The following is a 21,241-nucleotide window of genomic DNA, read 5'->3' on the forward strand; positions in this document are numbered from 1 at the left end:
CCTCACTCGGCGATCGGATATAACGTCCCGATTGACCTGCATAATCCCGGTGGTGCAACCAGCCAGCCATCGTGATCAAAGCCGGAAAACTCCAGCTTTCGGCGATCCAAGGTTCGGTCTCAGAGCAAAAGCCGGAAAACTCCAGCTTTCGGCGATCCAAGGTTCGGTCTCAGAGCAGCCTCATAGAAAGCGCTCGCCGCGCGTAACGGCGGAAATGGCAGCACGCATCAAACGTCTTCTTCTTGAGCGAATGATGCAACATGACATCGCGGCTACGTTCGGTATCAATCCGGGCAGAATTAGCGAGATTAAAACGGGCAGACGTTTCGGTGATGTCCGTCCGGCTTCGGAGGTTTGAAAAAATGGCTAAAAAGCAGTCTTCCTCTCCGGTTTCAACATTGGCCTCGAAGGTGCTTTCAGGCGCTAAGAAAGCCACGCCCGCCGATGCGAAGAAGCTTGCCGCTTCCGTCCTTTCGCAGGACGAGAAGAAGGGTAAGTGAATTAAGTGTAGCCCGTGTCATCTGCGGGCTACACTTGCCCTCCCCCAAAAAAGGTGAAACCCATGACGGATAAGAATAAAACATTCGCACAAGATGGCTTTATGCCAACGCCTCGGATCGCAACGGAAGGAAAGGTTGTCGTCCAAAACGGCTACTTACCAACTCCGACTATCTCGACCGCCCAAAGTCAATCTCAGAACCAGTCATCGGGGGAAAAGAAGTAATCATGATTATTCGGCGTTTCCCCTTCGATCCACTCGGCGGCGTGGTCCTTCCGCACAACGGGCTCACAGATCCACAGGGCGGATACCTGAACACTCCGCTCATTCGTCCACCGACAACATCACAGAACAAGACCGTTGAGGAAAAGCCAAAACAGAAAGACGAAGATAAGTAGTCGGCAACCTCATTAAGAACCCTAGCTTTAAGACCGCTTCATGAACGAAAAACGTATTATGCTAACAGAAGGCTGCAAGTCGGCTCCACCGATTGCTCCGCCTACAGCAAAGCCTACGACACTCTCGTCGGCGCCAATGCAGCTTTCCCCCAAGAAGTGGAGGTTCCTTGATGTCTGACGACAAGCTGAAAACTTCTCCAGACATCGCGGTGTCGCATGGCAGGGCGGAGCCGCCCGATTTGACGGGAGCCAACAGCTATCTTCCAACTCCGGTGATACGGCCGTCCTCTGCTTCGACAGGGCAAAGCACCTCTCAGGCCAAACCAGTTTCGACCGAGAAGAAATGATTAAAGAGATTGTTGATCTGTTGACAGATCGGCCTTTCGAGAAGGGCGTATTCTGTCTACTATCGACATGCGAGACATCAACGCAGTGGCGGTGGTTGCCGGAAAAGTTAAACTTGTTGGATGTCGCTACCGCTATTGGTGCTCTTGGCTCATTCTTCGCCGTCATAGCCGCTGCTGTTGCCATATTTCAATCGGCAAAGGCACGTAATTTAGCAACTGTTATTGAGCTAACGCGCCAATTGTCCTCTGAACGTGAGAAGGCTCACGCGGCCAAAATTTATGACTGGTCGGACGCACAGTTTCACGCCTTTCAGATGGTTCACCTCGTCGAGCAGGCGTCAATGATCGTGAATCAAGGTTGGGTATCAGGGAAAAAGTCTAGAGAATTTCTACTTGATTGGCTTCGCGGCGAAATTCCGTCGATGGCTAATCAAGAGGCTTATAAGGCAATGTTCGAAGGCGTTTCGGGGAACCAGTTATGCGAGCTATTCAAACTACGAGATCAGTTCGCCGCCGAACATGAGCGTGCTGAAAAAAAGGCGGAGGCCGAGAGAAAACAAGAAGCTCATTTCGAAAATATTTACCGGCGTCATAAAGCTAGGAAGCGTCAGCAATCTTCAACAAAATGACCGCCGTCATGCCGTTACAAAGAAATTTCTAAATAATATTTTTTAAATATATAATTTCGACCTAAAATCTCTCCAATGCCACCATTATCTCCCTAATATATCGCGAATGTTTAGCGCCGCGCCGTAACAGATTCGATGCGATTTTCCCGATCACCTATTTGATCGGCTCACTCCCAGTCGCCTTCAAAATATTGATAAACGCCTCCGCCGTCCACGAAAGCGGCGCCCCCGGAACAGTGATGATGCCGTAATCATACGCCTTGTCCGGCAAAAACGGCCGCATCGCAATCGCAGCGCTACGGAAGAATTCGGCGATCAGCGTTGGCACGATGGCGATGCCGAGGCCCTGGGCGGCGCAGGCGCAGGCGGTTTCCACCGAATGGACCTCCAGGCTGCAGCGATAGGTGGGCACGATGCGGCGCAGTTCGTGTTCAAGTTCGTTGCGGTTGATCCGCTGGCGGCCGAGCAGGATCAGGTCGTTGCGCGCGAGGTCGTTGACATCAATCGCCTCCTTTTCCGCCAGCGGATGGCCGACAGGCATGACGCAGGTCGTGCCGCTGGAAAAGAGCGGCCGGGCCTCGAAGGAATGGCTTTCGGCCGGCAGGCGCACGAAGCCGAGATCGGCGATGCGGTCATGCACCAGCCGTTCGATCGCATCATAAGGACCGCTGAGGATCTCGACCGTGACGCGCGGATGGTCCGCCTTGAAACGAGCGACGATCGGCGGCAGCATGGTGGTCGACAGGCTGTGCGGGAAAGCGACGCGCACCAGGGCCTCGCCGAACGCGCCGGTGCGGACGTCGCCGATCTTCACCCGCAGCCGGGCGACGCTCTGCGCCACGTCATCCACTTCGTCGCGCAGCAGATGCGCTTCGGGCCGCGGAATGAGCCGGCCCTTGTCGCGCAGGAAAAGTTCGCGGCCGATCTCTTCTTCCAGCGAGGCGAGCTGCCGGCTGATCGCCGATTGCGACAGGCCGAGCTGCGTGGCGGCCGACATGGTCGAGCCGGTATCCATGATCGTCTTGAAGATTTCGAGCTGCTTGAAATTCATTCGGCAATCCTACGGGTATCGGACCGCCGAACACAAGCGATGACGCGAGACAGGGTTACCCTCGCGCGCAAAACGCATAGGCCAATGCATTCTCCTCATAATATTGCGCATATTCCCATCGTCGCTATCGTCATCGGCAATAAACAGAATAAGGGAACGCAATTTATGAAGTTTCTCTGTCCTTGCGGGAACAAGGGTAAGCAGGAGCGCACGTTATGACGGTCTTCGTCATCCGCCGCTTCCTGCAGAGCATCGCCGTCCTGTGCGTGACCGCGATCATCGTTTTTATCGGCATCTATGCGATCGGCGATCCGGCCGAAATGCTGATTGCGCCCGATGCGAGCCAGGCTGAGCGCGCTCAGGTCGTTGCTTCGCTCGGCCTCGACAAGCCGCTCTGGGAACAGTTCTTCACCTTTGCCTGGAATGCGCTGCACGGCGATCTCGGACGCTCCTTCGTGTTCAACCGCCCGTCGATCAGCCTGATCTTCGAACGCCTGCCGGCAACTTTGGAACTGACGCTGGTCGGCCTGTTCATCGCCATCATCATCGGCATTCCGCTCGGCCTCCTGTCCGGCCTGAAGCCGAACACGGCGACGGACGAAGTGATCATGACCGGCTCGATCTTCGGCTTTTCGCTGCCGAGCTTCTGGCAGGGCATGATGCTGATTATGATCTTTTCGGTCTGGCTCGGCTGGTTGCCATCCACCGGACGCGGCCAGATGGGCGAGTTTCTCGGCATTCATTCCAGCCTGTTCACGCTGGATGGCCTGAAGCACCTCATCCTGCCGGCGATCAACCTGTCGCTCTTCAAGCTGTCGCTGGTGATCCGCCTGACACGCACCGGCGTGCGCGAGACCCTGCCACTCGATTTCGTCAAATTCGCACGCGCCAAGGGCCTGTCCGAAAACCGCATCGTCTTCGTGCATGTGTTCAAGAACATCCTGATTCCGCTGATCACGGTGATCGGCTTGGAGCTCGGCAGCATGCTGGCCTTCGCCGTCGTCACCGAGACGATCTTCGCCTGGCCGGGCATCGGCAAGCTGCTGATCGACAGCATCATGCGCCTCGATCGCCCCGTGGTCGTCGCATACCTGCTGGTTATCGTCAGCCTGTTCATCTTCATCAATTTCGTGGTCGACGTGCTTTATTCGCTGGTCGATCCGCGAGTCCGGCTGGGAGACGCATCATGAGTGTTGCCGCTCTCTTCGGTGAAGATATGCTGCTCGGCCGTCTGGTCGTCGGCATTTCCCGCAGCCCCAAGGCGGTGGTGGCCGCAGTGGTCTGCGTCATCCTGCTGTTCGCAGCCGTCGTCGGCCCGTATCTCGTGCCGCAGAACCCGTTCGATCTCGCCGTTCTCGACATCATGGATTCCAAGCTGCCGCCGGGTTCTGAGAGCATGGACGGCCTGACTTACATTCTCGGCACGGACGGCCAGGGCCGCGACATGTTCTCGGCGATGATCTATGGCCTGCGTACCAGCCTCGGCGTCGGCGTGTTTTCCGGCATCGTCGCATTGCTGGTCGGCACCGTGCTCGGCCTGATCGCCGCTTATTTCGGTGGTCGTATCGATGCACTGATCATGCGCGTCGTCGACCTGATGCTCGGCTTCCCGACCATTCTCGTGGCACTGATGCTTCTCGCTCTGCTGGGGCAGGGGCTCTGGAAGGTCATCTTCGCGCTGGTTCTGGTGCAATGGGCGACCTTCGCCCGCGCCGTGCGCAGCGCCGCGCTGGTCGAAAAGAACAAGGACTATATCGAAGCTGCCCGCACGCTCGGCATCTCGACGCCGCGCATCCTGCTTGGTCACCTGCTGCCGAACTGTCTGCCGCCGTTGATCGTCATCGGCATGCTGCAGGTGGCGAATGCCATTTCGGCGGAAGCGACGCTCTCCTTCCTCGGCATCGGCCTGCCGATTACCGAACCTTCGCTCGGCCTGCTGATCGCCAACGGCTACCAGCTGCTGATGTCCGGTGAATACTGGATCAGCGTCTATCCCGGCGTGCTGCTGCTCGTGCTCGTCTTCTCGATCAACATCGTCGGCGATCGCCTCCGCGAAGTGCTGAACCCTCGTCTGGGCGAAAGGTGAGTGGGATGACTCCAGTTCTCGACGTCAAAAACCTTTCCACCCATTTCATGACCCGCCGCGGCGTGCTGAAGGCCGTCGACGATGTCAGCTTCACCGTCGGCCAGCGCGAGATCGTCGGTCTGGTCGGCGAATCCGGCTCGGGCAAGTCGATCACCGGCTTCTCGATCCTCGGTCTCGTCGATCCGCCGGGCCGCGTCGTCTCCGGCCAAATCCTCTTCAATGGTGAAGACCTGTTGAAAATGCCGCCGACCGCCATGCGGACGATCCGGGGCAAACGCATCGCGATGATCTTCCAGGATCCGATGATGACGCTGAACCCGGTCCTTTCGGTCGGCACCCAGATGGTCGAGACGGTTCTCGCCCATGACAAGGTCTCCCGCGCCGAGGCCCGGCAGCGCTCGCGCGACGCGCTCGGCCTCGTCGGCATTCCTTCGCCGGAAGAGCGGCTGGACAGCTATCCGCACCAGTTTTCCGGCGGCATGCGCCAGCGCGTGGCGATCGCCATTGCGCTTTTGCACCGGCCGGACCTGATCATCGCCGACGAACCGACGACGGCGCTCGACGTGACGATCCAGTCGCAGATCCTGTTCGAGATCAAGCGGCTGGCCGGCGAGTTCGGCATGGCACTGATCTGGATCAGCCACGATCTCGGCGTCGTTGCCGCGCTCGCCGACCGCATCATGGTCATGTATGCGGGCAAGATCGTCGAGGCAGGACAGGTGGATGGCGTCCTCACCGAGCCACGTCACCCTTACACGTCCGGCCTGCTTAGCGCCGTCCCTGCCGCCGTGCCGCGCGGCGAACCGTTGCGGCCGATCCCAGGGTTTGCCCCATCACCGCTGTCGCGCCCCTCTGGCTGCGCCTTCCGCGACCGCTGCGCCCGTGCGACGGAAATCTGCGCCACCGAACCGATGCTGGAAATCGCCGCCGATCGCGAATTCCGCTGTTTCCATCCGCATCTCGGGAGAGCCGCATGACGACAGCCCTTATCGAAGCAGTCGACGTCAGCCGCCGCTTCTCCCGAAAACTCGACTATGCGGAAAAGATCGCCAATCTCTTCGGCGCAGGCCTTGAGGAAAAGACCGTGCACGCAGTCGACGAGGTCAATCTTGCCGTCTACCCGGGCGAGGTTGTCGGCCTGGTCGGGGAATCCGGCTGCGGAAAATCGACGCTCGGCCGCGTCATGGCCGGCATCATGCCCACCAGCGGCGGCGAGGTACGCTGGCAGGGCAAGGCTCTGACGTCGCTGGAAGGCGCGGAAAAGCGCTCGATGCGCCTTTCCGCCCAGATGATCTTCCAGGATCCGATGTCGACGCTCAATCCGCGCAAGAAGGTCATCGACCTGATCGGTGAGGCGCCCAAGGTGCATGGCATCGTCAAGGGCCGCGAGATGCGAGACTACGTTGCCTCGCTGGCCGAGCGCGTCGGCCTCGATGCCACCTATCTCGACCGCTACCCGCACCAGTTCTCCGGCGGCCAGCGGCAGCGCATCGGCATTGCCCGCGCGCTGGCGGTCAAGCCGAAACTGCTGGTCTGCGATGAGTCCGTCGCGGCGCTCGACGTGTCGATCCAGGCGCAGATCCTCAACCTGTTCATGGATCTGAAGCGGGAATTCGGCCTCACCTACCTCTTCATCAGCCATGATCTCGGCGTGGTGAAGCATATCTGCGACCGGGTCGTCGTCATGTATCTCGGCCGCGTGGTAGAAAGCGCCACGCCGGACGAGCTCTTCGACAATCCGAAACACCCCTACACCCAAGCGCTGATCCGCGAACTGCCGTCGGTCACCGACCGCCGCCGCGTCTTCACGCCGATCAAGGGCGAAATCCCGTCGCCGCTTCATCCGCCACCGGGATGCCACTTCCATCCGCGCTGTCCGATGGCCTTCGACCGCTGCCGCGTGGAGCGGCCGGCCCTGAAGCAGAATTCTGCCGGTCATGTCAGTGCCTGCCACCTGAACGACTTGCCGGCAAATGAGATCAAGAACGTAGCGGCCGAACCGGCCATCTAAAAAGAAAGGGAACGAACACATGAAACCGATGAAATTCCTGATGGCCGGCGTCGCCGCCACGGTGCTGATGATGAGCACGGCTCACGCCGCCGACCTGATTATCGGCAGCGCTACCGAGCCGTCCGCGATCGATCCGCTCTTCTCGCGCACCGGCAACAACCAGAACGTCGCCCAGGCGATCTTCGACCGTCTGGTCAACACCGATCCGGCGATCAACATGGAGCCGGCTCTGGCCGTCTCCTGGACCAATATCGATCCTCTCACCTGGCAGGTGAAGCTGCGCGAAGGCGTAAAATTCCACGACGGCAATCCGTTGACGGCAGACGACGTGATCTTCTCGCTGACCCGCGCCAAGGACGTGCCGAACAGCCCGGCGCCGTTTTCCGGCAACGTCGCGGCGATCGACAGCATGAAGGCGATCGACAACCTCACCGTCGAATTCAAGACCAAGAAGCCGACGCCGGACTTCATGGAGCAGATCGGCTTCGTCTACATCCTTGAAAAGAAGGTCGCCCAGGGCGCCACGATCGAGGACTATAACAGCGGCAAGGCGGCGATCGGCACCGGTGCATACAAGTTCAAGTCCTGGTCGCCGGGCGACAACCTGGCTCTGACGAAGAACGACGGCTTCTGGGGCAAGAAGCAGGATTTCGACAACGTCACGATCAAGTTCATCTCCAACGATGCCTCGCGCGTCGCGGCTCTGCGTTCGGGCTCGGTTGATCTCATCGATGCGGTGCCCCCACGTGACGTAAAGACCCTTCAGGGCATTTCCGGCCTCAAGGTCTTCTCGATCGCCTCGGCCCGCCTGATCTATCTCGCCCTCGACAGCGCGCGCGATAAAACCCCCTTCGTCACCGACAAGGACGGCAAGCCGCTGGAGAAGAACCCGCTGAAGGACCTCAAGGTTCGTCAGGCGCTTTCGCAGCTCGTCAACCGACAGCTCATCGTCGACCGCATTCTCGACGGTTCGGCCGAACCTGCCGGCCAGCTGGTCCCGACCGGTGTTGCCGGCAACGATCCGTCGATCAAGGCGGCTGCCTATGATGTCGAAGGCGCCAAGAAGCTCTTGGCGGAAGCCGGCTACAAGGACGGTTTCGGCATCACGCTGCACACTTCCAACGACCGCTTCCCGGGTGATGCGGATACGGCCCAGGCGCTCGGCCAGATGTTTGCCCGCGGCGGCCTGAAGGTGAACGGCGTCGTCGCCCAGCCCTATAACGTTTATACCAAGGGCGCCGGCAACGGCGAGTTCTCGGCCTTCATCTTCTCGCTCGGCAACTCGACCCCGACTTCGGCGACCGGCCTTCGCAACCTCTTGATGACCGTCAACAAGGATGCCGGCACCGGTTCGTTCAACCGCACCAAATATTCGAACCCGGCTTTCGACCAGGCCATGCAGGCCGCGACCGCCGAGTTCGATGCCAAGAAGCGCATCGAGGGGCTGCAGAAGGCGACCAACATGGTCTTCGCCGACGTGCCGGTCATTCCGCTCTTCTGGCAGAAGGTTCACTGGGCCGGCAAGGCGAACCTGACCTATGTCGCCAACATGACCGAAGACACGATCCCGACGCTCGCCGGTATCGCAAAGTAAGAGCGCCGTTTTAGACGCTGCCTCGCTTCGGTGGGACAGCAAATGTCCGGGCCGGCAGGAGTGTGGCCGGCCGGCCCGGATCTTCTTTGTCAATTTTTCAAGGATACGGACATGGATACCCTGACGCCTTCGCGCTTCGAGGTGATTGCCGACGACGTGATCGTCGAACGCGATGTGATGGTAACGATGCGTGACGGCATCAGGCTCGCGACCGATGTCTATCGCCCGGCTAAGGACGGCAAGGTGATCGAAGGCAAGCTGCCGGCGATCATGGAACGCACGCCCTATGGCAAGGCCGAGCGCTCTCGCTCCGAGATCGAAGTCGGCATGGATACGCCGATGAAGCGCAACGAAGTGGCGTCCTATTTCGTCCGCGCCGGTTACGCTGTTATTTATCAGGATTGCCGCGGCCGCCATAATTCCGAAGGCCAGTTCAGCAAATACATTTCCGAGGCGGCAGACGGTTACGACACCGCCCGATGGCTGGTGGAGCAAGGCTGGTCGAACGGCCAGTTCGGCACGATGGGCTTGTCCTATGCCGCGCATACGCAGGCGGCACTCGCCTGCCTCAATCCGCCGGGTCTTGCCTGCATGATCATGGATTCGGGCGGGTTCTCCAACGCCTACCAATGCGGCATCCGCCAGGGCGGTGCCTTTGAACTGAAACAGGCGACCTGGGCTTATAATCAGGCGATCGGCGAGGCGGACGAATTCGCCCGTGTGGCTATCGAGGCGGAAGATATCAATGCCTGGTTCACCTCCATGCCGTGGCGCGAGGGCGTCTCGCCGGTGCGCTGGATGCCGGAATACGAGAGCTATCTTCTGGAGCAGTGGCGCAGCGGCACGTTCGACGAAAGCTGGCGCCGCGTCGGCCTCTATATGGAAGGTTTCTACGAAACCTTCCCGGAAGTGCCCTGCGTGCTGATGTCCAGCTGGTACGATGCCTATGTAAAATCGACGCTCGATAACTACCGCGGCCTCTCCGGCAAGAAGGAACGCCCCCTGCAGCTCATCATGGGGCCGTGGCTGCATGGCAACCGTAACACCACGCTCGCCGGCGACACGTCCTTCGGTCCGACCGCACCGCTCGGCGGCAACGTCATGGAAAGCTGGCTCGCCTTCCGCCGCAACTGGTTCGATCGCTGGCTGAAGGGCAACGATAACGGCGTTTCCGAACAGCCGACCGTGCGCGCCTTCGTCATGGGCGGTGGCTCGGGTAACCGCAATGACCAGGGCCTGCTCGATCACGGCGGCCGCTGGATCGAGGCGGCAGACTGGCCGCTGCCGGGCACCGAGTTCCGCAATTTCTACATCCACGAAAACGGCTCGCTCTCCGCCGACAAGCCGAAGGCCGATATTGCCCCCTTCGTCTATGATTTCGATCCGAAGAACCCCGTGCCGACCATCGGCGGTTCGCTGACAAGCGGCCAGCCGATCTTCGAAGGCGGCGGTTTCGACCAGCGCGAGGGGAACAAGTTCTACGGTTCGAAGCACCCCGGCCTGCCGCTCTCGGCCCGCGCCGACGTGCTGTCCTTCGAGACCGAAATACTCACCGAAGACGTCGCCGTCGTCGGCCCGATCACCGTCGAGCTCTACGTCTCTTCCGATGCGCCGGATACCGATTTCACCGCCAAGCTGGTCGACGTCTATCCGCCGAGCAAGGATCATCCGACCGGCTACGCGCTCAACATCACCGACGGCATCATCCGTTGCCGCTATCGGAACTCCTTCGAAAAGCCGGAACCGATCGTCGCAGGCGAGGTTTTCAAGGTGACAATCGAGCCGTTCGCCACCGCCAACCTCTTCGCCAAGGGACATCGTATCCGGCTGGACATTTCCTCGTCCAACTTCCCGAAATACGACGTCAACCCGAACACCTATGCGCCGGAGGGCCGTGGCCGTACCACGCAGGTCGCCCGCAACACGGTGTTCTGCGATGTGGCCCGCCCCTCCGCCATCCGCTTGCCGATCGTCAGCGGCGAGGCGATGGCGGCGCTGAAGCCTTTCGGGAAATAGACGATGCCGCTCACCGTCGCCGTCATCGGCCAGATTTTGATCCACGGCTGCCTCGATCTTTCGGGCGAGGGGCAGCAGGAGGTGATGGATTTCCTGAAGGCGGATGTCGCCTTCGGCAATCTGGAAGCGACGGTGGAAACGGCCGGCGCCTGGCCGACTAAAACGAAGACGCTTCATCTGGCCTCGCCCGGAGCGCTCGCCTCGGTGCGCGACCTTGGTTTTCATGCGGTCACGCATGCCAACAACCATGCCTTCGATCTCGGCCCGCCCGGGATCGCTTCAACACGGGCTGCGGCGGAAGCCGCTGGATTACAGCTTGCCGGCAGCGGCAAGGATATCGATGCAGCAGCGACTCCGGCGATTGTTGCTCCCGCCGGAGCTTCAGGGAAATCCCTGGCGATCTTCTCCGTCGATCTCGGCCCGCAGCCGGATATCAACTACGCCTCGGCCGACCGGGCCGGCATCGCACCTCTACGGATGAAGCGCGCTGTCGCCCTGCCGCCTGCGGAATTCGAGACCCTGCAGCGGATTGTCACGACACTGGGAGATGACAAACGCAGTGCTGCCCGCGCAGCCGTCGGCTACGATGTCGGCAAGCAGCCCGAACTCGAAGCCTTCGGCACACAGATCGTGCCCGGTGACGCGATTGCCGCCCGTTGGATTGCCGACGAGCAGGATATGCAAAGGCTGGTGGACGGCATCGACGCGGCCAAGGCCATGGGCGATCTCGTCGCGGTAGCAATCCACGGCCATCACTGGGATTCGAACTGGAAGGAGCCGCCCGCTTGGCTCCTCGATCTCTGCCGCAGTCTGATCGACAATGACGCCGACCTGATCCTCGGCACCGGTGCACCGGTCATGCAGCCGATCGCCTTCCACCGTGGCAAGGCGATCATCCCTGGTCTCGGCAATTTCGTCTTCCACACCCGCCGTCCGGCGACTTATGACGAAAAACGTGTCGATGTCTGGCGCAGCGCGGCGATCCGGCTGACGCTTGCCGATGACGGAACCTGCGAAAAACTGGAACTCCTGCCGATTTCGGTCGGCCGACCTTCTGACGATACACCGTTTGGTCCTGTACCGTTGAGCGGCGCAGATGCGGACGAAATCCGCACTCGCGCTTTCTCCGACCTGTCGAAAACGGAAAAGGCGCTCGTCTCTTGAATCCTCAACAGATCCTGCCGGTAAACACGTAACCCACGCCGCGTACCGCCTTGATGAGCTGCGGGTGCTTGGCATCCAGCTCGATCTTGCGGCGCAGCCGCACGATTTGCGCGTCGATCGTGCGGTCGAAGGCTTCAAGCTGCCGCCCGCGTGTTTCGTCCATCAGGAAATCGCGGGTCAGCACCCGGCCGGGATGCTGCACGAAGGCGGCCAGCATGTCGAACTCGCCGGTCGTCAGCTCCACCTCCGTGCCGTCGCCGGACAGCAATTGCCGCCGAGATAGATTGAGCGTCCAGCCTTCGAAGCGGATGATTTTCTCGTCCGTCGGCTCGGTTTTCGACATCGAAGGCTGGCGGCGGCGCAGGATCGATTTCAGGCGCGCATGCACCTCACGCAGGTGAAACGGCTTGGCGATATAGTCGTCGGCGCCGATCTCGATGCCGATGATCCGGTCCACCACGTCGTCGCGGCCGGTCAGCATCATGATCGGGATATCGGATTGCATGCGGATTTCGCGGGCAAGGTCCAATCCGTCCTGGCCACCCGGCAAAGACAGATCGAGAAGGATGATATCAACTTCCTTAGCCTTCATCTGGCCGCGCATTTCCTGCCCGTCGGCGGCCGTGCTGACGCCGTAACCTTCGCCTTCGAAATAGCGGGTCAGCATCTGGCGAATGCGCGGATCGTCGTCGACCACGAGGATATGGGCAGCGGCGGGAGAAGACATCAGCAGAGAACCGTCGTGTTACAGTCTGTTACCAAATCGAACCAAGTTTTACTGGGTTAGCATTCGCGTGTTACCGGTAAGAGGTCAACTGCCCTCAACTGAACGGACGGGGCAAGACCATGTTTCTCACGGATTACGCGAAGGCTTTGAACACGACGGGCGCCGGCCTTTATGGCGAGCCGGATTGTCTGCACGGGCTTTTCGCAAAACAGCCCGCCGAATATCTCGCACCCGGTCAGGCGCTGTTCTTCGAAGGCGACGAGGCACGCCACATTTTCGAGGTAATCGAGGGCACTTTGCGGGTTTTCCGCATCATTTCGGACGGAAGGCGCGTCATCACCGGCTTCCTGCATGCGGGCGATATCGTCGGCGTCTCGCTGCGCAACGACTATCTCTACACCGCTGAGGCGATCACCACGGCCAAAATCCGCCGCCTGCCGCGCCGCCAGTTCGAGGCAGCTGTGGCGAGTTCGGACGGGTTGCGGCAGGATGTCTTGGCCCGCGTCTGCGACGAAATGGCCGCCGCTCAGGACCAGATGGTCCTGCTCGCGAGCAAGAGCGCCGAGGAGCGCATCTGCACCTTCTTCCAGAAGTACCTGCGGCGCGCATTGTCGGAGGGAAGCCTGCAGCCGGTCGTCGAACTGCCGATGAGCCGGCAGGACATGGCCGACTATCTCGGCCTGACGATCGAGACAGTGTCGCGCACCATCACCCGGCTGATCGGCAAGGGCGTCCTGAACGTGTTGGATCCGACCGCACGCCACTCGATCCGCATCGAACGGCCGGGAATGCTTGCACAACTCGCCGGAGACGACGATGACTGTATCGACATGCGGCGTGATTTGCAGGCTCAGGGTGAGCGGCGGCGCCACTGACCTTTGAACGGAATGTCTATGCCTGGCAGGACCCAAACCGGCACGTCCACCGACAGCCAGCTCGACGCCCTCACCATGCTGCTGGACGATGCCAACCTGATCGTCCATGGCACCGATGGCATCGTCCGCAGATGGACGACAGGCTGTGAGCGGCTTTACGGCTGGTCGAAAGACGAAGCGCTGGGCAAAGTCGTGCATGAATTGCTGGCGACGGAGTTTCCCGAGCCGGTCGAAGACATCCGCCGGCAGGTGCAGACCACTCACGCCTGGGAGGGGGAGGTGGTCCATCGCCACAGGGACGGTCACACCGTCTTCGTCGCCACCCGCTGGGTTTTAATCAACACGTCCGGTGATGGGCCTCCGATCATCATCCAGACCAACAATGATGTGACGGAGATGAAAAGGGTGCAGAACCATCTGGCCGAGCGCGAAGCGCATCTGCGCTCCATTCTGGATACCGTGCCGGAATCGATGATCGTCATCGATGAGTTCGGCAAGATTTCCTCCTTCAGCGCCGCCGCCGAGCGGCTGTTCGGTTATGCGTCAGAGGAAGTCTGCGGCCACAATGTCAGCATGCTGATGCCCAATCCGGACCGCGAGGCACATGACAGCTATATCTCCCGTTACCTGACGACCGGCGAACGCCGCATCATCGGGTATGGCCGCGTGGTGCAGGGCCAGCGCAAGGACAGGTCGGTTTTTCCGATGGAACTTGCGGTCGGCGAGGCGCAGACCAACGGCAAACGCATCTTCACCGGCTTCGTTCGCGATCTGACCAGCCGCCACAAGATCGAGGAAGAACTGCGCCAGGCCCAGAAGATGGAAGCGATCGGTCAGTTGACTGGCGGATTGGCGCATGACTTCAACAATCTGCTGACCGTCATCAGCGGTAATCTCGAAATGATCGAGGACCGCTTGAAGGATGCCGGCCTGCTGGAACTGCTGCACGAAGCGCAAGGAGCGGCGGAGGACGGCGCCAAGCTGACCGGCCAGTTGCTCGCCTTCGGTCGCCGTCAGCCGCTGCATCCAAAACTCGTCGATGTCGGCAGCCTCGTCAGCGGTTTTTCCGAACTTCTGCGCCGCACGCTCGGCGAAACCATCCAGCTGCGCACCACCGTGACCGGTGCGGCCAACGAAGCGAATGTCGATGGATCGCAGCTGCAGAACGCGCTTCTCAACCTCACGCTCAACGCTCGCGATGCCATGCCGCGCGGCGGCAAGCTGACGATCGAGATTTCCCGCGTGCGGCTGGATGTCGATTATGCGCAGATGTATCCGGACGTCCGCACCGGCGAATACGTGCTGATCGCGGTGACGGACACCGGCGAGGGCATGACCGCCGACGTGCGTGAAAAAGCCTTCGATCCCTTCTTCACCACCAAGGGCGCCGGTGCGGGCACGGGGCTTGGTCTCAGCATGGTCTATGGTTTCGCCAAACAGTCCGGCGGCCATGCGCAGCTCTATAGCGAGCTCGGGCAGGGCACGAGCGTGAGAATATTCCTCGCTGCGGCCCCACGCCACGATGGTGCGGACCAGCTCGCATCCGAGGCTGAAACGAAGCCAACCTCCATGCCCGGCGGCACGGAAAAGATCCTTGTCGTCGAAGACGATCCACGCGTGCGGCGTATCGCCGTCTCGCGATTGACGCAACTCGGTTACGAGATCGTCGAGGCGCCGAACGCAGCGGAAGCGCTGGACCGTCTCGATGAACACAATGATATCGCGCTGCTCTTCACCGATATCGTCATGCCGGGCGGCATGACCGGCGATGAACTCGCCGCCGAAGTCCGCATCCGCCGGCCCGGCATCAAAATATTGTTCACATCAGGCTATGCCGAACCCTCGATCGCCGGCCGCGAGTTGGCGCAGTCGGGCAGCTGGTTGAAGAAGCCTTATACGGCGCGGGAACTGGCGACATTGCTGCGGGAGTTGCTGGACTGAAGCCGTCTGGCCTCAAGTGTTTCCCGCCGTGAAGACCGCAAGCTGAGCCTCGAATGCGCGCTGATATGCTGGCCGTGCCTTACCCCGCGCGATATAGGCGGCGAGATTTGCGTATTCGTCCAAAAGACCGGAGCTTTCCAATCGGCGCAGCACCGTCACCATCAGGATATCGGCGGCGCTGAAGGCGCTATCGAGCCATTCGGCATCGCCAAGCCACGTGGAAAGTTCCATGAGCCGCTTGCGGATGCGTTCTTCGATCATGGCGAGGCGTTGAGAATACCAGGTCTCTTCACGCTCAAGGAAAAACGCCATCTCGCGCTCGACCACCGTCGGCTCGATCGTGCTCAGCGCCGCAAACATCCATGTAATTGCCCGCGCCCGAGCATCGGCATCATGCGGCAGCAGACCCGGATGACGCTCGGCGATATGAAACAGGATCGAACCGGTCTCGAACAGGGCGAGCCCGCCTTCCTCATAGGTCGGAATCTGCCCGAACGGTTGAAGCGCCAGATGTGCGGGCTCCTTCATCGTCTTGAATGACACAAGACGGACATCGTAGGGCTGCCCGACCTCTTCCAGCGCCCATCGAACGCGAAAGTCACGCGCCAGGCCACGGCCGCGATCCGGCGAGCTTTCAAAGGCGGTAATCGTAATCGTCATCGGAGTTCTCCCAAGCTTCATTGCTTTGAAGACGATCGAGCAGACGAGGTTCCGACATCGATCACTGAGATAGTTGCGGTATCGGACCCGTCCTTCACACTGGACGAACACCCGCCCGTCTGTCAAAAGGCGCGCGGGGCGCGACCGCCAGTAACTTTAGACTGGGTTCGGGCGGCCGATTGACGTCACGCTGCTGCCGCGAGATCACGCTGGCCGCCCCACTTAAAACAACTGATTGATTGTGATCTAGATTTGTGCAGCCGGATAAGGCAGGTTGGCCGCGATCGTTTTTGAATTTGGCTGGCGACATGAAATCCGCGACACTTTCCTACCATAGGGAATTTCCTTGGGCACCCATGAGTGGTTGGGCTGGCGCAACAACGGCTGGCTGGGTTCAGCAAAAGATGCCGAGCGGGCAGCGCAAGCGTCCCAAATCCGTCAGCCATCCCTTTCCGTTTCAAAGGAAGCTCTGGTGCCGTTTGGCTGTTCATTTTGATGGAGTGGATTTGATATTCGCAATGCCGGCAGAGCTGGATCTCTTTATCAGTGTGATGTCACAAAACCCACTGCCCTCTGGGTGGAGACTACTCAAAGGTTGGCCAAAGGGCAGACCAAACGGGCACTGGCTGTCGCGCTTGCCCAAAGAGGCGAAGCCGTGGAATTTTCGGCAAGCCATCTGCAAGTTTCTCCGAGAGAATGAAACGGTTAGGGAGTTCAGACAGTTTTATGTTGCGCAACCGGTAAAGTTCTCGTTCGAAGGTATTCACAATACCTGGCATGAAGCGCAGTTGGAGTGGAGGCAACAGAGCGGCCATTCTGTTCCTCGTTTCCTCCGCATTTTCTAGGCCGCCTTGCTGAATTTCCGACCGTTGACAGCCAGATAGGCGTCAAAACTTGACGCCACTGCCCGCACGATGAAGCGATGCTTTTCCGAAACACGCACAACACCATCGCGAACGTCTACAAGCCCGTCCTCTTCCAGCTGTCGCAGTCGTGTATTGTCCCTGAGAAGCATCTCCTCCCCAAAGCCATGCCTTGCTGCAATCCCGCGTACATCGGCGGAGAAGTCGCACATCAGCCGCTCGATAACCTCGCCGCGAAAACGATCCTCTGCCGTCGTGGCGCAGAGTTTGGCAACCGGCAGCTCACCGGTCCCGACCTTGGCTTCATAAAGCCCGATCGGGATTTCGTTCTGCGTATAGCCGCCATAGAATCTACCGATCGAGGAGGCGCCGATGCCGATCAGGGTTTCGCAGGCGTCGGTCGTGTAACCTTGAAAATTCCGGTGCAGCCGACCCTCAGCCTGGGCGAGCGCCATTTTATCATCGGGCAAGGCAAAGTGATCGAGGCCGATGGCCCGGTAGCCGGCAGTGATGAGCGCTTCAGCCATGGCTTCCGCCTGCCGATAACGCTCCTGCGCATTCGGAAGCGCGTCTTCGTCGATCATCCGCTGATGCTTCTTGAAACCCGGCACATGTGCATAACCGAAGACCGAAATACGATCCGGCTGCATGGCGACGGTCGTGGCGATCGTTTCCAGACAGGATTCGACCGTCTGTTCCGGCAGGCCATAGATCAGGTCGAAATTGATGCCGACGACACCGGCGCGGCGCAGGTTGCTGACCGTATCCATGGTCATTTCCGCACTCTGGATGCGGTTGATCGCCTTCTGCACCACGGGATCGAAGCTCTGTACGCCGAGGCTGGCGCGGGTGACGCCTGAAGCACCCAGCACTGCCGCCATCTCCGCGGTCAGCGTCCGCGGGTCGATCTCGACGGCGATATTCGGCTTCTCCACAAAGCCCAGTCGATCCTGCATCACATAAAGCAGGCCGACAAATTGTTCCGGGTGGAGAATGGTCGGTGTGCCGCCGCCGAAATGGAGTTCAGAAACAGAGAAACTGCGGCCGCGCTGTTCGGCCAGGAGCTCGATCTCCCTATGCATCGCCGCGACATAGGTGTCGATCGGCTTCTGCTGGCGGGTGATCGTCGTATGACAGCCGCAATACCAGCACATTGCCCGACAGAAGGGCACATGCACGTAAAGCGAGGTCGGCTGCCCGGCCGGAATGTTGCTCAGCCAGGTGCGGTGCAGAGCCGGATCGAATTCACCGGTGAAATTCGGCACCGTCGGATAGCTGGTATAGCGCGGCAGGCGGGCGTCGCCATATTTCTCGACGATGGCCTTTTCGGCGGCGGCTTGGGGCATGGCAGAATCCTTCTCGGGCATGATGTCCCGACACTATCGCTGGCCGCTGGGCGGGTGTTTGTTCGAAATCAATCGATCACTGTTCGGGCGGGTCGTCGCGCAGCACCCGCCAGGATGCGCCTTCCAGATCGTCGTACTGGCCGCTTTTCAGCGACCAGAGAAAGGCGAAAAGACCCAGCCCCCCGAGAAACAGGGCGATCGGGATGAGGTAGATCAGCATGTTCATGCGACACGAGCCTCCTGCGGCACCGGCCGCTCGGCTTCGGTAAGCGTCGGCTTTTCCAGCACGGCCAGCCGGCTCAGCCGAAGCGCATTGGCGACAACCAGTATCGACGAGGTCGACATCGCGACGGCGGCGATCAAAGGCGTGGCGTAACCGGCAAGCGCGATCGGTACGGCGATGATGTTGTATCCGATCGCAAGCGCGAAATTCTCGCGGATCAACCGTCCGGCGCGGCGCGAGATATCGATTGCGACAGGCACCGCTTCGAGGCTGTCATGCATGAACACGAAATCCGCCGCCTGCCTTCCGATATCGGCCGCTGTTGCCGGCGCGATCGACACATGGGCGGCGGCCAGTGCGGGCGCATCGTTGACGCCGTCCCCGACCATCAGCACCTTGTGGCCGGTGGCGGCCAACGAGGCGCAGGCCTCGGCCTTTTCTTTCGGCGAAAGCTCGGCCTTCCAGTTGTTGAGGCCGAGACGGATAGCAAGGTCTGCCACGACACGGGTCCGGTCGCCGGAAAGGATGCCGGTGTGGAAGCCTTGCGCGCCGAGTGATGTAATCGAAGTCGAAGTGCCGGGCCGAAGCACATCGTCGAAACTGAAGGTGGCGATCTCCCGACCATCAAGCGAGAGAACTGTCTCCGAGACCGTGTTGCCCGGATTTCCGGGCTCGATCCCCGGCAACGCAAAACGTCGGTTGCCGAGCCGGTAGACGCCCTTCGGCGTCACCGTTTCCAGCCCGCATCCGGGAGTTTCGGTCACCGTCTCGAAGATCTCGACCGGACCCGAGACCGCATGCGCGAGGGCTTGCGAAAGCGGGTGGCGCGAATGCACGGCGAGCCCTGCAGCCAACGCCAGATCCTTGCGGCTGAACTTCTCCATATCCAGCAGCCGAGGCCGGCCGAGCGTCAGCGTTCCGGTCTTGTCGAACAGCACCGTATCGATCTCGGCAAGCCGCTCCATCGCGGAGCCATCCTTGACCATGATGCCGTTCCGGAACAGCCGTCCGGCCGCCACGACCTGCACCACCGGTACGGCAAGCCCGAGCGCACAGGGGCAGGTGATGATCAGTACCGCGATGGCGATCAGCATCGCCTGCTTCCAGTCGCCACCGAAGATGCCCCAGGACACGAAGGCGGTGAGCGCCAGAAAATGTACGGCCGGCGAATAGATTTGCGCCGCCCGGTCGGCGATCCTGCGATACCGCGCCCGCCCGCCTTCTGCGGCTTCCATCAGCGCGATGACTTCCGAGAGGAACGAGTCCCTTGCGGCTGCCGTGGCGCGCAGCAACAGCGAGCCGGTGAGACTGAGCGTTCCGGCCTGCACCGCGTCTCCCGCCTTCACCGGGCGTGGCGCGCTCTCGCCGTTGACGATCGAGACGTCCAGATCGCTGGCGCCGCTTTCGATCACACCGTCCACCGGCACCCGTTCACCGGCAGCGATTGCAATTCGGTCACCGGGTTTGACCTCCTCCACCAACCGATATTCGCGCGAGTCATCCGCCGCGACCACCATCGCGCCGCGCGGCGACAATCGAGCGAGCCCGCTGATTGCGGCCCGCGCCCGGTCACGCATGACGTGATCCAGCGTGCGGCCGATCAGCAGGAAGAAGAGCAGAGACACGGTCGCATCGAACCACGCGTGTTCGCCATGATGGATCGTCTCCCAGAGCGATACGACATAGGAAAGCGTGATGGCGAGCGCGATCGGCACATCCATATTGGTGCGCCCGCGCTTCAGCACGGTCCAGGCGGACTGATAGAAAAAACGGCCGCCATAGATCAGCGCCGGGGCGGCGATCATCGCCGAAATCCAGTGGAAGAGGTCGCGGGTCGCTGCATCGGCGCCGGACCAGACCGAGACGGAAAGCAGCATGATGTTCGCCGCCGCAAAACCGCACAGCGCCACAGCGCGGATCAGATCCTTCTGCAGCTTCTCTCCGGCCTCCTCGGCATTGGTGAAGAGATGAGCATCGTAGCCGGTGGCATCGACGATCGCCTTCGCAAGCAGCGCCGGATCGGTCGCACCGGCTTCCGTCTTCTCCTTCCAGACGATCGAGACGCGGCGGGTCGAGAGGTTGACGCGCGCCCGCTCCACCGCCGGCAGCATGTTCAAAGTACCTTCGATCGCGGAGATGCAGGCGCCGCAATGCACCTGCGGCACGCTCAGATCCGTCTGCAGCAATCCGTCACCGACGGTGCGGCTGGAGAGCAGCAGCTCTTCCGACGAGGGCAGCGGATGACCAGACGAGCCTTCGGCTCCGGGCGCACAGCAGCTCATTCCTGCCCCCTCAGCACCGCGACCCGTTCTGCCTGGTGAAGAATGCGTTTGCCGTCCTTCATCGCACTGGCATCGACGATCCAGTGTCCGGGCAGAACCTGATGCGTCGTGCCGAACACGCCTTTGGAGATCGGGGTCAGATCGAGTTCGAAATCCTGATGTTCGCCCACCGGTCGCTTGAATTTCAGCACCAGCGTATCGGCTTCGACCAACCCGTTTTTCGGGTGGCGGATTTCGTAGCGGATGTCGGAACCGTGCATGGTGAGCACGCCCGTGACGCCGCTGGCGGTCAGCGCGCGGGCCTCTGCCGCCTTGCCGTTGAACTGCTGGCTGGCGACATAGGTGTTTTCCGCCACCAGCCCGCTCCAGCTGTGGATGGCGTTATAGGCCATATAGAAATTGACCGAGATGATGGTGCCGAAGAACAGCACCATGACGCCCATCATGTGCCAGCCCGTGAAGGTGCCAGCGAACTTGAAAGACTTGGCCCGGCCCGAATTGATATGATCCGTATCGATATGCGTCATGT

General features: G+C 60.6%; 20 protein-coding genes and 1 pseudogene. 14 read left to right on the top strand and 7 right to left on the bottom strand.

Annotation, left to right across the window (positions count from 1 at the left end; all coding sequences use genetic code 11):
• The 4 genes and pseudogenes from KX729_RS04290 to KX729_RS04305 form a co-directional block, all read left to right on the top strand.
• Positions 1-358 (top strand): annotated as a pseudogene (locus tag KX729_RS04290) (hypothetical protein); the annotation flags it as partial.
• Between the two features lie 4 nt (positions 359-362).
• On the top strand, positions 363-500 hold the full coding sequence (locus KX729_RS04295) for a hypothetical protein (protein WP_219741222.1): 138 nt from the start codon (positions 363-365) through the stop codon (positions 498-500).
• A gap of 567 nt (positions 501-1,067) precedes the next feature.
• Positions 1,068-1,244, top strand: a complete 177-nt coding sequence (locus KX729_RS04300) for a hypothetical protein (protein WP_219741223.1) — start codon at positions 1,068-1,070, stop codon at positions 1,242-1,244.
• Complete coding sequence (locus KX729_RS04305) at positions 1,241-1,873, top strand: hypothetical protein (RefSeq protein ID WP_219741224.1); 633 nt, start codon at positions 1,241-1,243, stop codon at positions 1,871-1,873. The genes KX729_RS04300 and KX729_RS04305 overlap by 4 nt, the downstream gene beginning before the upstream one ends.
• Positions 1,874-2,027: 154 nt before the next feature.
• Here the strand turns inward: KX729_RS04305 and KX729_RS04310 are convergent, their stop codons facing one another.
• Positions 2,028-2,924, bottom strand: coding sequence for a LysR family transcriptional regulator (locus tag KX729_RS04310; protein ID WP_219741225.1), 897 nt, complete (start codon positions 2,922-2,924; stop codon positions 2,028-2,030).
• Between the two features lie 215 nt (positions 2,925-3,139).
• On the opposite strand from KX729_RS04310, the gene KX729_RS04315 reads away from it, so the two are divergent.
• The 7 genes from KX729_RS04315 (at position 3,140) to KX729_RS04345 (ending at position 11,795) form a co-directional block, all read left to right on the top strand.
• Positions 3,140-4,114 carry an ABC transporter permease gene (locus KX729_RS04315; RefSeq protein WP_219741226.1) on the top strand — a complete coding sequence of 325 codons (975 nt, stop codon included), beginning with the start codon at positions 3,140-3,142 and terminating at the stop codon, positions 4,112-4,114.
• Positions 4,111-5,010, top strand: coding sequence for an ABC transporter permease (locus tag KX729_RS04320; protein ID WP_219741227.1), 900 nt, complete (start codon positions 4,111-4,113; stop codon positions 5,008-5,010). Before KX729_RS04315 ends, KX729_RS04320 begins: the two co-directional genes overlap by 4 nt.
• 5 nt (positions 5,011-5,015) lie before the next feature.
• Positions 5,016-5,987, top strand: a complete 972-nt coding sequence (locus tag KX729_RS04325; RefSeq protein WP_219741228.1) for an ABC transporter ATP-binding protein — start codon at positions 5,016-5,018, stop codon at positions 5,985-5,987.
• Positions 5,984-7,021, top strand: a complete 1,038-nt coding sequence (locus KX729_RS04330; RefSeq protein WP_219741229.1) for an ABC transporter ATP-binding protein — start codon at positions 5,984-5,986, stop codon at positions 7,019-7,021. The genes KX729_RS04325 and KX729_RS04330 overlap by 4 nt, the downstream gene beginning before the upstream one ends.
• Before the next feature lie 19 nt (positions 7,022-7,040).
• The gene (locus KX729_RS04335; RefSeq protein WP_219741230.1) at positions 7,041-8,615 is read left to right on the top strand and encodes an ABC transporter substrate-binding protein; all 1,575 of its coding nucleotides are present in this window, start codon (positions 7,041-7,043) and stop codon (positions 8,613-8,615) included.
• 111 nt (positions 8,616-8,726) lie between these two features.
• Positions 8,727-10,631, top strand: coding sequence for a CocE/NonD family hydrolase (locus KX729_RS04340; RefSeq protein WP_246617411.1), 1,905 nt, complete (start codon positions 8,727-8,729; stop codon positions 10,629-10,631).
• Positions 10,632-10,634: 3 nt separating this feature from the next.
• Positions 10,635-11,795: a CapA family protein gene (locus tag KX729_RS04345; RefSeq protein WP_219741231.1), complete on the top strand. Its 1,161-nt coding sequence runs from the start codon at positions 10,635-10,637 to the stop codon at positions 11,793-11,795.
• A 4-nt stretch (positions 11,796-11,799) separates the two neighbouring features.
• Here the strand turns inward: KX729_RS04345 and KX729_RS04350 are convergent, their stop codons facing one another.
• The gene (locus tag KX729_RS04350) at positions 11,800-12,522 is read right to left on the bottom strand and encodes a response regulator (protein ID WP_219741232.1); all 723 of its coding nucleotides are present in this window, start codon (positions 12,520-12,522) and stop codon (positions 11,800-11,802) included.
• Between the two features lie 119 nt (positions 12,523-12,641).
• On the opposite strand from KX729_RS04350, the gene KX729_RS04355 reads away from it, so the two are divergent.
• Both KX729_RS04355 and KX729_RS04360 read left to right on the top strand, forming a co-directional pair.
• Positions 12,642-13,397: a Crp/Fnr family transcriptional regulator gene (locus KX729_RS04355; RefSeq protein ID WP_219741233.1), complete on the top strand. Its 756-nt coding sequence runs from the start codon at positions 12,642-12,644 to the stop codon at positions 13,395-13,397.
• 18 nt (positions 13,398-13,415) lie between these two features.
• Positions 13,416-15,338 (top strand): hybrid sensor histidine kinase/response regulator, encoded by a 1,923-nt coding sequence (locus KX729_RS04360; RefSeq protein ID WP_219741234.1) that lies wholly within the window; start codon positions 13,416-13,418, stop codon positions 15,336-15,338.
• 12 nt (positions 15,339-15,350) lie between these two features.
• On the opposite strand, the gene KX729_RS04365 is transcribed toward KX729_RS04360, so the two are convergent.
• Complete coding sequence (locus KX729_RS04365) at positions 15,351-15,998, bottom strand: glutathione S-transferase family protein (RefSeq protein WP_219741235.1); 648 nt, start codon at positions 15,996-15,998, stop codon at positions 15,351-15,353.
• A gap of 308 nt (positions 15,999-16,306) precedes the next feature.
• On the opposite strand from KX729_RS04365, the gene KX729_RS04370 reads away from it, so the two are divergent.
• Positions 16,307-16,843: a hypothetical protein gene (locus tag KX729_RS04370; RefSeq protein WP_219741236.1), complete on the top strand. Its 537-nt coding sequence runs from the start codon at positions 16,307-16,309 to the stop codon at positions 16,841-16,843.
• Here KX729_RS04370 and hemN read toward each other — a convergent pair.
• From hemN to KX729_RS04390, 4 genes are all read right to left on the bottom strand, one after another.
• On the bottom strand, positions 16,840-18,207 hold the full coding sequence (gene hemN, locus KX729_RS04375) for an oxygen-independent coproporphyrinogen III oxidase (RefSeq protein ID WP_246617412.1): 1,368 nt from the start codon (positions 18,205-18,207) through the stop codon (positions 16,840-16,842). The two genes, KX729_RS04370 and hemN, sit on opposite strands and share 4 nt — an antisense overlap.
• Positions 18,208-18,283: 76 nt before the next feature.
• Positions 18,284-18,433, bottom strand: coding sequence for a cbb3-type cytochrome oxidase assembly protein CcoS (gene ccoS / locus KX729_RS04380; RefSeq protein ID WP_219741238.1), 150 nt, complete (start codon positions 18,431-18,433; stop codon positions 18,284-18,286).
• Entirely contained in the window at positions 18,430-20,712 is a 2,283-nt protein-coding gene (locus tag KX729_RS04385) for a cation-translocating P-type ATPase (protein WP_219741239.1), read from the bottom strand. Before KX729_RS04385 ends, ccoS begins: the two co-directional genes overlap by 4 nt.
• The gene (locus KX729_RS04390) at positions 20,709-21,239 is read right to left on the bottom strand and encodes a FixH family protein (RefSeq protein ID WP_219741240.1); all 531 of its coding nucleotides are present in this window, start codon (positions 21,237-21,239) and stop codon (positions 20,709-20,711) included. The genes KX729_RS04385 and KX729_RS04390 overlap by 4 nt, the downstream gene beginning before the upstream one ends.
• Between the last annotated feature and the right edge of the window lie 2 nt (positions 21,240-21,241).

Source organism: Neorhizobium populisoli (assembly GCF_019430945.1).
GTDB lineage: Bacteria > Pseudomonadota > Alphaproteobacteria > Rhizobiales > Rhizobiaceae > Neorhizobium > Neorhizobium populisoli.

Excerpts from the sequence above, each read along its gene's own strand:
- KX729_RS04360 (WP_219741234.1), top strand. The coding sequence starts at position 13,416 with ATGCCTGGCAGGACCCAAACCGGCACGTCCACCGACAGCCAGCTCGAC.
- KX729_RS04315 (WP_219741226.1), top strand. The coding sequence starts at position 3,140 with ATGACGGTCTTCGTCATCCGCCGCTTCCTGCAGAGCATCGCCGTCCTG.
- KX729_RS04355 (WP_219741233.1), top strand. The coding sequence starts at position 12,642 with ATGTTTCTCACGGATTACGCGAAGGCTTTGAACACGACGGGCGCCGGC.
- KX729_RS04320 (WP_219741227.1), top strand. The coding sequence starts at position 4,111 with ATGAGTGTTGCCGCTCTCTTCGGTGAAGATATGCTGCTCGGCCGTCTG.
- KX729_RS04345 (WP_219741231.1), top strand. The coding sequence starts at position 10,635 with ATGCCGCTCACCGTCGCCGTCATCGGCCAGATTTTGATCCACGGCTGC.
- KX729_RS04295 (WP_219741222.1), top strand. The coding sequence starts at position 363 with ATGGCTAAAAAGCAGTCTTCCTCTCCGGTTTCAACATTGGCCTCGAAG.
- KX729_RS04370 (WP_219741236.1), top strand. The coding sequence starts at position 16,307 with ATGAAATCCGCGACACTTTCCTACCATAGGGAATTTCCTTGGGCACCC.
- KX729_RS04350 (WP_219741232.1), bottom strand. The coding sequence starts at position 12,522 with ATGTCTTCTCCCGCCGCTGCCCATATCCTCGTGGTCGACGACGATCCG.
- KX729_RS04335 (WP_219741230.1), top strand. The coding sequence starts at position 7,041 with ATGAAACCGATGAAATTCCTGATGGCCGGCGTCGCCGCCACGGTGCTG.
- KX729_RS04340 (WP_246617411.1), top strand. The coding sequence starts at position 8,727 with ATGGATACCCTGACGCCTTCGCGCTTCGAGGTGATTGCCGACGACGTG.
- KX729_RS04325 (WP_219741228.1), top strand. The coding sequence starts at position 5,016 with ATGACTCCAGTTCTCGACGTCAAAAACCTTTCCACCCATTTCATGACC.
- KX729_RS04390 (WP_219741240.1), bottom strand. The coding sequence starts at position 21,239 with ATGACGCATATCGATACGGATCATATCAATTCGGGCCGGGCCAAGTCT.
- hemN (WP_246617412.1), bottom strand. The coding sequence starts at position 18,207 with ATGCCCCAAGCCGCCGCCGAAAAGGCCATCGTCGAGAAATATGGCGAC.
- KX729_RS04385 (WP_219741239.1), bottom strand. The coding sequence starts at position 20,712 with ATGAGCTGCTGTGCGCCCGGAGCCGAAGGCTCGTCTGGTCATCCGCTG.
- KX729_RS04330 (WP_219741229.1), top strand. The coding sequence starts at position 5,984 with ATGACGACAGCCCTTATCGAAGCAGTCGACGTCAGCCGCCGCTTCTCC.
- KX729_RS04300 (WP_219741223.1), top strand. The coding sequence starts at position 1,068 with ATGTCTGACGACAAGCTGAAAACTTCTCCAGACATCGCGGTGTCGCAT.
- KX729_RS04305 (WP_219741224.1), top strand. The coding sequence starts at position 1,241 with ATGATTAAAGAGATTGTTGATCTGTTGACAGATCGGCCTTTCGAGAAG.
- ccoS (WP_219741238.1), bottom strand. The coding sequence starts at position 18,433 with ATGAACATGCTGATCTACCTCATCCCGATCGCCCTGTTTCTCGGGGGG.
- KX729_RS04310 (WP_219741225.1), bottom strand. The coding sequence starts at position 2,924 with ATGAATTTCAAGCAGCTCGAAATCTTCAAGACGATCATGGATACCGGC.
- KX729_RS04365 (WP_219741235.1), bottom strand. The coding sequence starts at position 15,998 with ATGACGATTACGATTACCGCCTTTGAAAGCTCGCCGGATCGCGGCCGT.